Genomic DNA, 12,785 nt, shown 5'->3' with positions numbered 1-12,785 from the left:
GAAGTTTCAGCAAGCATAGTTGATGCCCGGCAGGGGCCCGGCCGGCGAGAAGCCGGGTTGCGCGGCGGGACCGAGGCTTCGGCCTTGAACTGAAGCGCCGGCCATGTTCATTCATGCCATCCAGCGTCCCAATCCGGAAAGACCGATGACCAGACCAGCGCCGTTTCCTACCGCAGAGGCTCCCCGGGCCGCCAGGCATCCGGCCTCGGACACGCACCACGGCGTCACCCGCACCGACGATTATGCGTGGCTGCGGGCCGACAACTGGCAGGAGGTCTTCCGCGACCCCTCGGTGCTCGATCCGCGGATCCGGGCGCATCTGGAGGCGGAGAACCGCTACCAGGCCGAGCTGATGGCCGACACCGCCGACCTGCAAAAGACGCTGTTTTCCGAGATGAAGGGCCGCATCAAGGAGGACGATTCCTCCGTTCCGATGAAGGACGGGCCTTTTGCCTACGGTTCGTCCTTCCGGCTGGGCGGCGAGCAGCCGCGCTATTTCCGCACCCCGCGCGAGGGCGGCGCGGAGGCGATCCTGCTGGACGGCGACGCGGAAGCCTCTGGCAAGGCCTATTTCCGCCTCGGCGGCATCGACCATTCACCCGACCATCGCCGCCTGCTGTGGGCGTTCGACGACAAGGGCTCGGAATTCTACACGCTATGCGTGCGTAACCTCGAGGACGGCGGCGACCTTGCCGAGACGGTTTCCGACACCGGCGGCTCGGGCGCATGGACGGCGGATTCGGACGGTTTCTTCTACACTCGGCTCGACCCCAACCACCGCCCGTCGAAACTGTACTTCCATGCCGTCGGAACCGACCCGGCAAAGGACAGGCTGGTCTATGAGGAGACCGATCCCGGCTTCTTCATGAATGTCGGCGGCACGCGCTCCAACGAGTGGATCCTGATCGGCATCAACGACCACGAGACCTCGGAATACCGCATCCTCAGCGCGGCCGACCCTTCCGCCGAGCCGAAGCTGGTGGCGGCGCGCGAGACCGGCCTGCAATACGATCTCGAGGAAGGCGGCGACGTCTTCTTCGTGCTGACCAATGCCGACGGCGCCAAGGACTTCAAGATCATGACCGCGCCGGCCTCCGATCCGGCACGCGCCAACTGGAAGGAACTGGTGCCGCACGAGCCGGGACGGCTGATCCTGTCCATACTGGCGTTCAGGCATTTCCTGGTGCGGCTGGAGCGCAGGGACGGCCTGCCGCGCATCGTCGTGCGCGAGCGGGCGAGCGGCGAGGAGCATGTCATCTCCTTCGAGGAGGAGGCGTTCTCGCTCGGCCTTTCGGGCTCCTACGAATACGATACGGAGGAGATGCGCTTCACCTATTCCTCGATGACCACGCCGGCGCAGCTCTTCGACTACAACATGCGCACGCGCGAGCGCAGGCTGCTCAAGACGCAGGAGGTGCCCTCCGGCCACGATCCGGACCGCTACGTCACCCGCAGGCTGATGGCGCCGGCCGCGGACGGCGAACTGGTGCCGGTGTCGCTGCTCCACCGCGCCGACACGCCGCTCGACGGCTCGGCGCCATGCCTGCTCTACGGCTACGGCTCCTACGGCATCACCATTCCGGCGGCCTTCAACACCAATTGCCTGTCGCTGGTCGATCGCGGCTTCGTCTATGCCATCGCCCACATCCGCGGCGGCAAGGACAAGGGCTACGCCTGGTACGAGGACGGCAAGCGGGCGAAGAAGGAGAACACCTTCAAGGACTTCATCGCGGTGGCGCGCTTCCTGGTCAGGGAAGGCTATACCGCGCATGACCGCATCGTGGCGCAGGGCGGCTCGGCCGGCGGCATGCTGATGGGCGCGGTGGCCAACATGGCGCCGGAGGCCTTCGGCGGCATCGTCGCGGAGGTGCCCTTCGTGGACGTGCTGACCACCATGCTGGACGCGACGCTGCCGCTGACGCCGCCGGAATGGCCCGAATGGGGCAACCCGATCGCCTCGGCGGACGATTACCGCACCATCGCGGCCTATTCGCCCTACGACAATGTCGGCGCGCTGGACTACCCGCCGATCCTCGCCGTCGCCGGCCTCACGGATCCGCGCGTGACCTATTGGGAGCCGGCCAAATGGGCGGCGCGGCTGCGCGAACTCAAGACCGGCAGCAATCCGGTCCTATTCCGCATCAACATGGATTCGGGCCACGCCGGCGCCTCGGGGCGCTTCTCGCGGCTGGAAGAGATCGCCTACACTTATGCCTTCGCGCTGAAGGTGGCGGGCGGGACGCAAACGACGGTTCGATAGCGAAAATCCGTTTGACGATCATCGTTGAGGCCGTACTCCGCCGCCCCCCTCTGCCCTGCCGGGCAGAGGGGGTGACGCAGAGCACAATAGCTCTATCGTGGGCCCACTCCCCGCCATCTCCGGCTTCGCTCATTCCTGGCGGGGATGACGAGCAATGAAATGCCCGGTCAGTTCGTGGCCGGTTTCTTCGCCGGGTAGCCGTTCGGATGCGCGGGCACGGCCTTGAGATAGGCTGCGATCGCCGCGCGGTCTTCCGGCGTCAGTTCCGCCATGTTCTTCTGCACGTCGACCATGGCGCCGCCCACCGTATCGAATTCCGGCGTGAAGCCGGTCTCCAGATAGCCGGCGATGTCTCCGGCCGACCAGTTTCCTATGCCGCCCTGCCCCGGCGTGATGTTCGGCACGACGCCGCTGCCTTCGGCCGCCACCGCGCCTGCAAGCCATTCGGGCTTCTTCAGGCCACCGGTGGAATCGCGCGGAGTATGGCATTCGCCGCAATGGCCCGGACCTTCGACCAGATACCTGCCGGCCTCGACAGTTTCAGGCGCGCCGGCCGGGAAATCGACCACGGGCTTGCGGTCCAGATAGAGCAGTTTCCAAAGGCCGAGCCCCCTGCGGATATTGAAGGGGAAGCCCAGCCGGTGGTCCGGAGCCTTGCCCGCCACGGCCGGCAGCGTCTTCAGGAAAGCATGGAGATCGGCGATGTCCGCCGGCTTCATGCGCGCATAGGACGTATAGGGAAAGGCCGGATAGAGGTGCTGGCCGGTGGGCGAGACGCCCGCCATCATGGCATTGGCGAGGTCACCGACCGACCAGGCGCCGATGCCGTCCTGCTTGTCCTGCGAGATGTTGGGCGCGACGAAGGTGCCGAAGGCGGTCTTCAGTTCGACGCCGCCGCCGAGCTTGAAGCGCTCGTCGCCCTCGGCCTTCGGCTTGGCATGGCAGGAGGCGCAGCCGCCCGCAAAGAAGATGCGCCTGCCGCGCTCCGCGTCGCCCGGCTTGATTTCGGCCAGCGTCGCGTCGTCGAGCTTCGCCGGCGCCGACAGCACCCACCCGGCGCCACCGGCCGCCACCGCCAGAACAACGACGGTGAGGCCGATCTTTTTCGCCAGGGGCATCAGCTCTTCTTCAGCCGGAACGTCTCATGGCAGCCGCCGCAGCTCTTGCCGATCGCGCCGACCTGCGCCTTCAGCGCATCGACGTCGGCCGGAGCCGCCGCGGACGCGGCCTTGGTGGCCTGGAGATATTTTTCCTCCGCGGCCTTGAAGCCGTTCATGTCTTCCCAGATCTTGGGCGAAGCCTCGGTGTCGCCCGTGTCGGAGCCGGCCGGGAACAGGGCTTCGATGTCGGTCTTTTCGGCGTTCGCCTCGAGCGCCTTCAGCGCGGTCAGCACCGCGGCCGCGTCGAACTCCTGCTCACCTTTCACCACCTTGGCGAGGCTGCCGACCAGCTTGCCGCGCTCCTTCATCAGCGCCTCGCGCTCCTTGACGACGTCTGCCTGGGCAACCGAAGCGCCAAGCGCGAGCACCGAGATGGCAAGTATGAGCTTTCTCATTCCGTAGGGCTCCATGGTTGGGGGAACAAAGACGAGTATGGATGATCAATGTTACGTGAACGAGAAAGGTGGCGAAAAAATTCCCGCTTTTCTCCTCACGGTTGCGTGAACGAGATTTTATAACCGTAGCGCGCACAAAAAAAGCCCCGGCCGAGCCGGGGCTTTCGCGGCGAAGCCGCGCAGGATCAGGCCGAGGCCTTCTCGTACATCTCCAGCACGTAATCCCAGTTGATGAGATTATCGATGAAGGCTTCGAGATATTTCGGCCGCGCGTTGCGGTAGTCGATGTAATAGGAGTGTTCCCAGACGTCGACGCCCAGGATCGGCTTGCCGCCATGGACGAGCGGGTTCTCGCCGTTCGGGGTCTTGGAGATTTCCAGCTTGCCGTTCTTCACCGAAAGCCAGGCCCAGCCCGAGCCGAACTGGGTCGCGCCGGCATTGGCGAAATCGGCCTTGAACTTGTCGTAGCCGCCGAGGTCGCTGTCGATCGCCTTCTGCAGCTTGGCCGGCAGCTTGTTGCCGCCGCCACCCTTCTTCATCCACTTCCAGAAATGGATGTGGTTGTAGTGCTGGGCGGCATTGTTGAACAGACCGGCGTTCTTGCCGAAGGAGTCCTTCACCACCTGTTCGATGTTGGCGTTGCTGGCGTCGATGCCGGCCTCCGCGGCCAGCTTGTTGCCGTTGTCCACGTAGGCCTTGTGGTGCTTGTCGTGGTGATACTCGAGCGTCTCCTTCGACATGTAGGGCTGAAGCACCTCGTAGTCGTACGGCAAAGCGGGCAATTCAAAAGCCATGGATCATACTCCCTCATGGAAATCCGGTGTGGTCACCGGTCTAAGATAGGTCCGGGTCGTCCCGGGGCAACAACTCCGGCAGCGACGCGCGGTTCCTTTAGAGCGTTTCACGGCTCCAAGGAAGCATTGTGCCGGTTCAAACCGGCGAAGTCGAATGCGCCCACTCCCAATAAAGCTCGCGCGCCTTGCGTGCGACCGGGCCGGGCTGAAGTTCGCGATCCTCGATGCGGATGACGGGCACGACCTTGGAATGGTTGCCGGTGGAGAAAATCTCGTCCGCCTCCAGGAAGTCGCGCACCGACAGCGTCTTCTCGATGGTGCGGAAGCCGTAGTCGCCGAGCAGCGAAATGGTGCGCAAGCGCGTGATGCCGGACAGGAACGTGCCGTTCGCGGCGGGGGTGAAGACATGGCCGTCCTTGACCATGAAGATGTTGGACGAGCCGGTCTCGGCGACGTTGCCCAGCATGTCGAGCACCAGCGCGTTGTCGAAACCGCGCGACTTGGCTTCCAGTATCGCGCGCCCGTTGTTCGGATAGAGGCAGCCGGCCTTGGCGTTGGTCGGCATGGTCTCGATGGTCGGGCGCCGGAACGGCGACACGGTGATCGAGAAGCCTTCGGGCGGAAGCATCGGCGATTCGTAGAGGCAGAGGCAGAAGCGCGTGGAGGCGGGATCGGCCGGCACGCCCATATAGCCGCCATGCTCGGCCCAATACATCGGCCGCACATAGACCGCCGTGCGGCCGTCGAATCGCTTCAGGCCTTCTAGGGTCAGCGCGGCGATGTCCTGCGCGGCCATCGTGGGGTGGAGCCCGAGCGCCAGCGCGGACGCGTTCACCCGCGCGCAATGAAGATCGAGGTCGGGCGCGACGCCCTCGAACCAGCGGGCGCCGTCGAACACGGTCGAGCCCAGCCACATGGCATGGCTGCGCGGTCCGATCAGGGCGACATTGCCCTCGTACCAGTCGCCGTCCACATAGGTCCATGTCGCCGATTGCGCGGCCGCCGCCAGTGTCATCTTTCCGATCCGTTCCGATTCAAAATCCGGGAAATTCCATTCATTGGACAATGGTTTAGCGCGATGCGTCAACCTGCGCATGGCGGATTTGTTGGTCCAGCGACCAATTCGCGGACAATCGCCGCTTGCACGCGGGGCGGTCAGGCTCCAAAACTTGCGCCATGCAACACGCAGCCTATGTCTTCGACGCCTACGGCACCCTGTTCGACGTGCACGCCGCGGTGCGCCGCCATGCCGGCGCCATCGGTCCCGACGGCCAGTTCCTGTCGGAGATCTGGCGCGCCAAGCAGCTCGAATATTCCTGGGTCAGGTCCATGATGGGCGCCTATGCCGATTTCTGGCAGCTGACCGAGCAGTCGCTGGATTTCGCGCTGGCCAAGGTGCCTTCCGTCGATCCCGCGCTGCGCACGCAACTGCTGGAAGCCTATTGGCAACTGGACTGCTATCCGGAGGTGCCGTCCGTGCTGAAGGCGCTCAAGGCCTCCGGCGCGCGGCTGGCGATCCTGTCCAACGGTTCGCCGGCGATGCTGCAATCGGCGGTGAAGTCGGCCGCGCTGGACCAGATCCTCGACGACGTGTTCTCGGTCGACACCGTGCGGCGCTTCAAGACCGATCCGGCGGTCTACGACCTCGTCGCCACCTCATGGCGGCTCTATCCCGAGGCGGTTTCCTTCCAGTCGTCCAACCGCTGGGACGTGGCTGGGGCCACGAAGGCGGGTTTCCGCACGGTCTGGATCAACCGCACGGCCCAGCCGGACGAATATGGCGACCTGCCGCCGAACCTGATCCTGCCCTCGCTGGAAGGGCTGCTGACGAGCGGCTGACAGGCGGCTGACAGGCGGCTGACGAGCGGCTGACGGGCCGGAAAGGGACAGTTGCATAATGGCAACAGTGGCAAAAGCATCACGGCCCCGCCTTTGTTTGTCCACTTTAAGGCCAAAATCGGCAACGCCTATCGCCCTACGCCGTTATAGCGGAGACGCGACTTTCCGCGTTTTCGTTTCGATCTCCCGTCCGAGAAAAGTCCCCACATGTCCAAGCATCCGCCCTTTTCCTCCCGCCTGAACCGCCGCGGCCTGCTCAATTTCGCGGCCCTCGGCGCGGCTTCGGTCGCCGTTTCCGCCTGCACCACCATCCGAAGCCAGCCGCCCGTGGACTACGGTCCGCCGCCCGCGCCCGAACCGGACATGATGGATTACGACACCATCTACGGGCCGGTGACCGACGAAGGCTTCGAGATCCCCGCCGTGCCGTGGCGCAAGATCAAGAAGGAGTTCCTGCGGCAATATGTGCAGGACCCGACCGGCGCGAAGCCCGGATCGATCGTCGTCGACACCACCGGCCATCACCTCTATCTGGTGCAGGGTAACGGCCAGGCGCTGCGCTACGGCGTCGGCCTCGGCCGTGCCGGCTTCGAATGGTCCGGCAACGCGGTGGTGCAATGGAAGAAGAAGTGGCCGAAATGGACCCCGCCGGACGAGATGGTGGCGCGCCAGCCCGAGCTTGAAAAATACAGCGTGCGCAACGGCGGCATGCCGCCCGGACTGATGAACCCGCTTGGCGCGCGCGCGCTCTACCTGTTCGAGAACGGCCAGGACACGCTCTATCGCCTGCATGGCTCGCCGGAATGGAGTTCGATCGGCAAGTCCGTGTCCTCGGGCTGCGTGCGCCTGCTGAACCAGGACATCATCGACCTCTACGACCGCGTGCCCAACAAGACGCCGGTGCTGGTGACGTCCGGGCTCGGCGAGCCGGTGGCCGCGCAGGGCTACCACAAGGCCATCCCCATGGATGCCGGCGTGCCGGATTCTTCGCAGGACGATTCCTGGTTCTGACCAGAAACTGAAGGGCGCTCCGCTCCGATCGAGCGCCCTTCCCCTCGTTGCAAGGACCTGCTCGCGGTCAGCGCCCGCGCGAAAAACCGCCGAGGATACCGCGCACGATGGCGCGGCCGAGCGAGGAGCCGACCGAGCGCACGACCGACTTGATCGCGGCTTCGGTCACGGTCTGGCGGTTGGAGGAGCGGCCGCCCCTGGAGCCGCCGCCGAAATCCGGCAAGGTCCAGCCCGATCCGCCCTGCGCCCCGGCCTGAGCTTCCGAGGCCTTCTTCTGCAGCATCTCGAAAGCCGATTCGCGGTCGATCGCCTGGTCGTACTGGCCGGCCACCGGGCTTTGCGCCATGACCTGGCCGCGCTCCTGCGGCGTGATCGGCCCGATGCGCGAGAATGGCGGGCGCATCAGCGTGCGCTGCACCATGGAGGGCACGCCCTTTTCCTCCAGCGTCGAAACCAGCGCCTCGCCGGTGGCGAGCTGGGTGATGGCCTTGGCGCAGTCGAAATCGGGGTTGGGCCGGAAGGTCTCGGCGGCGGTGCGCACCGCCTTCTGCTCGCGCGGCGTATAGGCGCGCAGCGCGTGCTGCACGCGGTTGCCGAGCTGGGCGAGCACGGTTTCGGGCACGTCCAGCGGGTTCTGGGTGACGAAATAGACGCCGACGCCCTTGGAGCGAATCAGCCGCACCACCTGCTCGACCCGCTCGACCAGCGCCTTGGGCGCGTCGTCGAACAGCAGATGCGCCTCGTCGAAGAAGAACACCAGTTTCGGCTTTTCGGGATCGCCCACCTCGGGCAGCTGCTCGAACAGTTCCGACATCAGCCACAGAAGGAAGGTGGCGTAGAGGCGCGGATTGTTCATCAGCCTGTCGGCCGCCAGCACGTTGATGGCGCCGCGCCCGTCGCGCGCGGTGCGCATCAGATCGTTGATGCGCAGGGCCGGCTCGCCGAAGAAATGCGCGCCGCCCTGCTGCTCCAGGATCAGCAGCGAACGCTGGATGGCGCCGACGGACTGCTTCGTCACATTGCCGTAGCGCGCCGCGATCTCGGTCGCGCGCTCGGCGATGTGGGCGAGCAGCGCCTGCAAATCCTTCATGTCGAGGAGCAGGAGCCCGTCCTCGTCGGCGATGCGGAAGGCGATGTTCATGACGCCTTCCTGCGCTTCGGTCAGGTTCATCAGCCGCGACAGGAGCAGCGGCCCCATTTCCGACACCGTGGCCCGGATGGGATGCCCCTGCTCGCCGAACAGGTCCCAGAAGATCACCGGGAAGTCCTGGAAATCATAGGGCGTGAGTTTCACCTGCTCGGCGCGCTTCAGCAGGAAATCCTGTGCGGCGCCCTTCATGGCGATGCCGGACAGGTCGCCCTTCACGTCGGCGCAGAACACCGGCACGCCGGCATCCGAGAACCCCTCGGCCATGATCTGCAGCGAAACCGTCTTGCCGGTGCCGGTGGCGCCGGTGACGAGACCGTGCCGGTTGCCGTATTTCAGCAGCAACTTCTCCGGGCGCTGGTAGCTGTCGTCCGGTTTGCGGCTGGCGCCAAGGAAAATGCTCGCGTCGTCGGCCATCGGTCCTGATGTCTCCACAAACCTGTTCTGTAATCTGCTCAACCTGGAATGGTTGCAGCTACAGAATGCCGCCGCGAAATCGATGCCGCAAGTTGGCGAGCGCCACTTCTGTTGCATTGCGGTATGGACGAAGGGCCCTTAGAGTGTCTTCCCAAGGCTGGTGCGGCCGCCAAGGGAGACTATGCAATGAGGCCGAAGCCTTGAGCAAAACCGAGGACAAGAGCAGCGCGACCGATGATGCCGGGCGGGCGAAATGGCTCGCGCTGGCCGAGAAGGCGCTGGCGGGCGCCTCCTTCGAGGACAAGCTGGTTTCCCATACCGACGACGGCCTGCGCATCGAACCGCTCTACGAGCGCGCGCAGGGTCGCGGCCACAGCCTCAGGGCGAATCCCGGCCAGCCCTGGATCGTCAGCCAGCGCATCGACGACACAGACGTGGAGCGCGCCGCCGCCCAGGTGGCGGAAGACCTGGCGCAGGGCGCCACCGGCCTGTCGCTGGTGTTCCAGGGCGCGCCCAACGCCTTCGGCTACGGGCTGCCGACGGAGGCGGCGACGCTGGAGCGGCTGCTCAAGGACGTGCCGCTCAACCAGACCCATCTGCGCATCGACGTGCACCCCTGGAGCCGGCCCATGGCCGACTGGCTGGTCGGGCTGATCGGCAGCCGGCGCGTCGATCCGGCGCGGCTCAGCCTGTCCTTCGGCATCGACCCGGCGGCGATCTTCGCCGGCACGGGACGGCTGCGCATGTCGATCGAGGCGCTGGAAGCCTCGATGCCGCAGTCTCTGGCGCATTTCTTCGCCATGGGCGTGCCGGGCACCCTGCTCGAGGCCGACGGCCGCGTCTACCATAATGCCGGCGCCACCGAGGCGCAGGAACTGGGCATCATGCTGGCTTCGGCCGCCTTCTATCTCAAACTGTTCGAAACGGCCCGGCAGGCGCTGATCTATGCCGCGCCGCATATCGGCTTCGCGCTGAGCGTCGACCAGGACCAGTTCGTGTCCATCGCCAAGATCAGGGCGCTGCGCCGGCTTTGGGCGCGCGTGCTGGAGGCCTGCTCCATCCCGCCCTCGCCCACCTATGTCCACGCCGAGACCTCCTATCGCATGATGGCGGCGAAGGACCCCGAGACCAATATCTTGCGCACCACCATCGCCGGCTTCGCCGCCGCCGTCGGCGGCGCCGATTCCATCGCCGTGCTGCCGCACACCGTCGCGCACGGGCTGCCGGCCGGCTTCGCCCGCCGCGTCGCGCGCAACACGCAACTGGTGATGGCGCGCGAAAGCCATCTCGACCACGTTGCCGATCCGGCCTTCGGCGCCGGCGGCGTGGAAGCCCTGACGGAGGGGCTGTGCGAGGCGGCATGGCGCGAGTTCGGCCGGATCGAACAGGAAGGCGGCGTGCTGGCCAGCCTGCGCGACGGGCACATCCAGCGTCGCGTCAAGGCGGCGCGCGAGGAGCGGGCGCAAGCCTACCGCTCGGGCAGGCGCGTCATCGTCGGCACGACCCTGCATCCCCTGAAAACGGAAGCGCCGGTCGAAACGCTGGCGGCCGAGCGGCGGCCCGACCCGACCGAAGGCGTGGTGTTCTGCGAGACGATGCGGCCTGTACGGCTCGACGAGTTGGTTGCGGGAGACGCCTGATGATCCCCGATTTCAGCCGCATGGCGTGGTCGGCGGCGCATATGGCGCCCGAAACGGCCGCCGGAACGTGGAAGACCCCGGAAGGCATCGAGGTCAAGCGCCTCTACGGCGAGGCGGACCTTACCGGCCTTCCGAACCTCGAGACTTGGCCGGGCATGGCGCCCTTCCTGCGCGGCCCCTACCCCACCATGTATGTGCAGCAACCCTGGACGATCCGGCAATATGCGGGATTTTCCACGGCCGAGGAATCGAACGCCTTCTATCGGCGCAACCTCGCCGCCGGCCAGAAGGGCCTTTCGATCGCCTTCGACCTCGCCACCCATCGCGGCTATGACAGCGACCATCCGCGCGTGGCGGGCGATGTCGGCATGGCCGGCGTGGCGATCGATTCCATCCTCGACATGCGCCAGCTCTTCGACGGCATTCCGCTCGACGAGATGACCGTCTCCATGACCATGAACGGCGCGGTGCTGCCGATCCTGGCGCTCTACATCGTGGCGGCCGAGGAACAGGGCGTGGCGCAGAAGGACCTCGCCGGGACCATCCAGAACGACATCCTCAAGGAGTTCATGGTCCGCAACACCTATATCTACCCGCCCAGGCCCTCGATGCGGATCGTGTCGGACATCTTCTCCTACACCTCGCGCAACATGCCGAAGTTCAACTCCATCTCGATTTCCGGCTACCACATGCAGGAAGCGGGGGCGACGGCGGACCTCGAACTCGCCTACACCATCGCCGACGGCATCGAATATGCCCGCGCCGGGGTGGCGGCGGGCCTCGACATCGACAAGTTCGCGCCGCGCCTCTCCTTCTTCTGGGCCATCGGCATGAACTTCTTCATGGAAGTGGCCAAGCTGCGCGCCGCGCGGCTGATCTGGTCGCAGCTCATGCAGAAGAATTTTTCGCCGAAGGACCAGCGCTCGCTGTCGCTGCGCACCCATTCGCAGACCTCCGGCTGGTCGCTGACGGCGCAGGACCCCTACAACAACATCATGCGCACCATGATCGAGGCGATGGCGGCCACGCAGGGTCACACGCAGTCGCTGCACACCAATTCCTTCGACGAGGCGCTGGCGCTGCCCACCGACCATTCGGCGCGCATCGCCCGCAACACGCAGATCGTGCTGCAGAAGGAAAGCGGCACCACCCGTATCATCGATCCCTGGGGCGGCTCGGCCTATGTCGAGCGGCTGACGCACGACCTCGCCGCGCGCGCCATGGCGCATGTCGAGGAGATCGAAAAGCTGGGCGGCATGGCGGCCGCCGTCGAAAAGGGCATTCCCAAGCTGCGCATAGAGGAAGCGGCGGCGCGCACGCAGGCGCGCATCGATTCGGGCGAGCAGATGCTGGTGGGCGTCAACGCCTATCGCCCCGGGCGCGACATCGAGGTGGACGTGCTGAAGATCGACAACGCCGAGGTGCGCGCCCGGCAATTGTCGAAGCTGCAGCAGCTCAAGGGCACCCGCGACGTGTCCGCCGTGGAAAGCGCGCTCGACGCGCTGACCAGGGCGGCGCAGCGCGACGACAACCTGCTCGAATTCGCCATCCGCGCGGCACGGGCCAAGGCCACCGTCGGCGAAATCTCGCTGGCGCTGGAGAAGACGTTCGGCCGCCATGTGGCCTCGATCCAGACCATTTCAGGCGTCTACCGCAAGGAACTGGGCGAGAATCCCGGGGTCGGACGGCTCGAGGAGAAACTGGCTGCCTTCGAGAAGAAGACGGGCGGCAAGCCGCGCATCCTGATCGCCAAGATGGGCCAGGACGGCCATGACCGTGGCCAGAAGGTGATCGCCACCGCCTTCGCCGACCTGGGGTTCGACGTGACGGTCGGCGCCATGTTCCAGACGCCCGAAGAGATCGCCAGGCTGGCGGTGGACAACGACGTGCACATCGTCGGCGCGTCCTCGCTCACCGCCGGGCATCTGACGATGATCCCGGAACTGAAGCAGGCGCTGAAGAAGCTCGGCCGCGACGACATCCTGATCGTGGCCGGCGGCGTCATCCCGCCGCAGGATTTCGAGGCGGTGCGCAAGGCAGGCGCGACCGACATCTTCCCGCCCGGCACCGTGATCCCGGAAGCGGCGGAGCGGCTGATGGAACGGCTGCTGGCCTAGGGCAC

10 protein-coding genes are annotated in these 12,785 nt (G+C 65.9%); 5 read left to right on the top strand and 5 right to left on the bottom strand.

Annotated features, from left to right (window positions below):
* The first annotated feature begins 145 nt into the window (after positions 1–145).
* Complete coding sequence (locus tag QU595_RS04410) at positions 146–2,260, top strand: S9 family peptidase (protein WP_315919442.1); 2,115 nt, start codon at positions 146–148, stop codon at positions 2,258–2,260.
* Between the two features lie 167 nt (positions 2,261–2,427).
* On the opposite strand, the gene QU595_RS04405 is transcribed toward QU595_RS04410, so the two are convergent.
* The 4 genes from QU595_RS04405 to QU595_RS04390 all read right to left on the bottom strand — a co-directional run bounded on the left by QU595_RS04405 (position 2,428) and on the right by QU595_RS04390 (position 5,624).
* Positions 2,428–3,378, bottom strand: coding sequence for a cytochrome c (locus QU595_RS04405; protein ID WP_315919440.1), 951 nt, complete (start codon positions 3,376–3,378; stop codon positions 2,428–2,430).
* Complete coding sequence (locus tag QU595_RS04400; RefSeq protein ID WP_315919438.1) at positions 3,378–3,815, bottom strand: c-type cytochrome; 438 nt, start codon at positions 3,813–3,815, stop codon at positions 3,378–3,380. Before QU595_RS04400 ends, QU595_RS04405 begins: the two co-directional genes overlap by 1 nt.
* A 185-nt stretch (positions 3,816–4,000) precedes the next feature.
* The gene (locus QU595_RS04395; RefSeq protein WP_315919436.1) at positions 4,001–4,609 is read right to left on the bottom strand and encodes a superoxide dismutase; all 609 of its coding nucleotides are present in this window, start codon (positions 4,607–4,609) and stop codon (positions 4,001–4,003) included.
* Between the two features lie 136 nt (positions 4,610–4,745).
* Positions 4,746–5,624 carry a branched-chain amino acid aminotransferase gene (locus tag QU595_RS04390; RefSeq protein WP_315919435.1) on the bottom strand — a complete coding sequence of 293 codons (879 nt, stop codon included), beginning with the start codon at positions 5,622–5,624 and terminating at the stop codon, positions 4,746–4,748.
* A gap of 161 nt (positions 5,625–5,785) precedes the next feature.
* Between QU595_RS04390 and QU595_RS04385 the strand changes: the two genes are divergently transcribed.
* Together QU595_RS04385 and QU595_RS04380 are read left to right on the top strand one after the other, a co-directional pair.
* Positions 5,786–6,448, top strand: a complete 663-nt coding sequence (locus QU595_RS04385; RefSeq protein WP_315919433.1) for a haloacid dehalogenase type II — start codon at positions 5,786–5,788, stop codon at positions 6,446–6,448.
* A 207-nt stretch (positions 6,449–6,655) separates the two neighbouring features.
* A complete protein-coding gene (locus tag QU595_RS04380; protein WP_315919432.1) occupies positions 6,656–7,459 on the top strand; it encodes a L,D-transpeptidase in 804 nt (267 codons plus the stop codon).
* Between the two features lie 67 nt (positions 7,460–7,526).
* On the opposite strand, the gene QU595_RS04375 is transcribed toward QU595_RS04380, so the two are convergent.
* Positions 7,527–9,023, bottom strand: coding sequence for a DUF853 domain-containing protein (locus QU595_RS04375; RefSeq protein ID WP_315919430.1), 1,497 nt, complete (start codon positions 9,021–9,023; stop codon positions 7,527–7,529).
* Positions 9,024–9,223: 200 nt separating this feature from the next.
* On the opposite strand from QU595_RS04375, the gene QU595_RS04370 reads away from it, so the two are divergent.
* Positions 9,224–10,663 carry a methylmalonyl-CoA mutase subunit beta gene (locus QU595_RS04370; RefSeq protein WP_315919428.1) on the top strand — a complete coding sequence of 480 codons (1,440 nt, stop codon included), beginning with the start codon at positions 9,224–9,226 and terminating at the stop codon, positions 10,661–10,663.
* Complete coding sequence (scpA, locus tag QU595_RS04365; protein WP_315919426.1) at positions 10,663–12,780, top strand: methylmalonyl-CoA mutase; 2,118 nt, start codon at positions 10,663–10,665, stop codon at positions 12,778–12,780. Before QU595_RS04370 ends, scpA begins: the two co-directional genes overlap by 1 nt.
* Positions 12,781–12,785 lie beyond the last annotated feature (5 nt).

The organism is Mesorhizobium sp. SP-1A (assembly GCF_032460275.1).
Taxonomy (GTDB): Bacteria; Pseudomonadota; Alphaproteobacteria; order Rhizobiales; family Rhizobiaceae; genus Mesorhizobium.
The sequence above is the reverse complement of the archived record's forward strand: the minus strand, read 5'-3'. Positions and strand labels throughout refer to the sequence as shown.

What these genes read in the sequence shown, in the direction of transcription:
- QU595_RS04375 (WP_315919430.1), bottom strand. Translation starts at nt 9,023, where the DNA reads ATGGCCGACGACGCGAGCATTTTCCTTGGCGCCAGCCGCAAACCGGAC.
- QU595_RS04400 (WP_315919438.1), bottom strand. Translation starts at nt 3,815, where the DNA reads ATGAGAAAGCTCATACTTGCCATCTCGGTGCTCGCGCTTGGCGCTTCG.
- QU595_RS04385 (WP_315919433.1), top strand. Translation starts at nt 5,786, where the DNA reads ATGCAACACGCAGCCTATGTCTTCGACGCCTACGGCACCCTGTTCGAC.
- QU595_RS04410 (WP_315919442.1), top strand. Translation starts at nt 146, where the DNA reads ATGACCAGACCAGCGCCGTTTCCTACCGCAGAGGCTCCCCGGGCCGCC.
- QU595_RS04390 (WP_315919435.1), bottom strand. Translation starts at nt 5,624, where the DNA reads ATGACACTGGCGGCGGCCGCGCAATCGGCGACATGGACCTATGTGGAC.
- QU595_RS04395 (WP_315919436.1), bottom strand. Translation starts at nt 4,609, where the DNA reads ATGGCTTTTGAATTGCCCGCTTTGCCGTACGACTACGAGGTGCTTCAG.
- QU595_RS04405 (WP_315919440.1), bottom strand. Translation starts at nt 3,378, where the DNA reads ATGCCCCTGGCGAAAAAGATCGGCCTCACCGTCGTTGTTCTGGCGGTG.
- QU595_RS04380 (WP_315919432.1), top strand. Translation starts at nt 6,656, where the DNA reads ATGTCCAAGCATCCGCCCTTTTCCTCCCGCCTGAACCGCCGCGGCCTG.
- scpA (WP_315919426.1), top strand. Translation starts at nt 10,663, where the DNA reads ATGATCCCCGATTTCAGCCGCATGGCGTGGTCGGCGGCGCATATGGCG.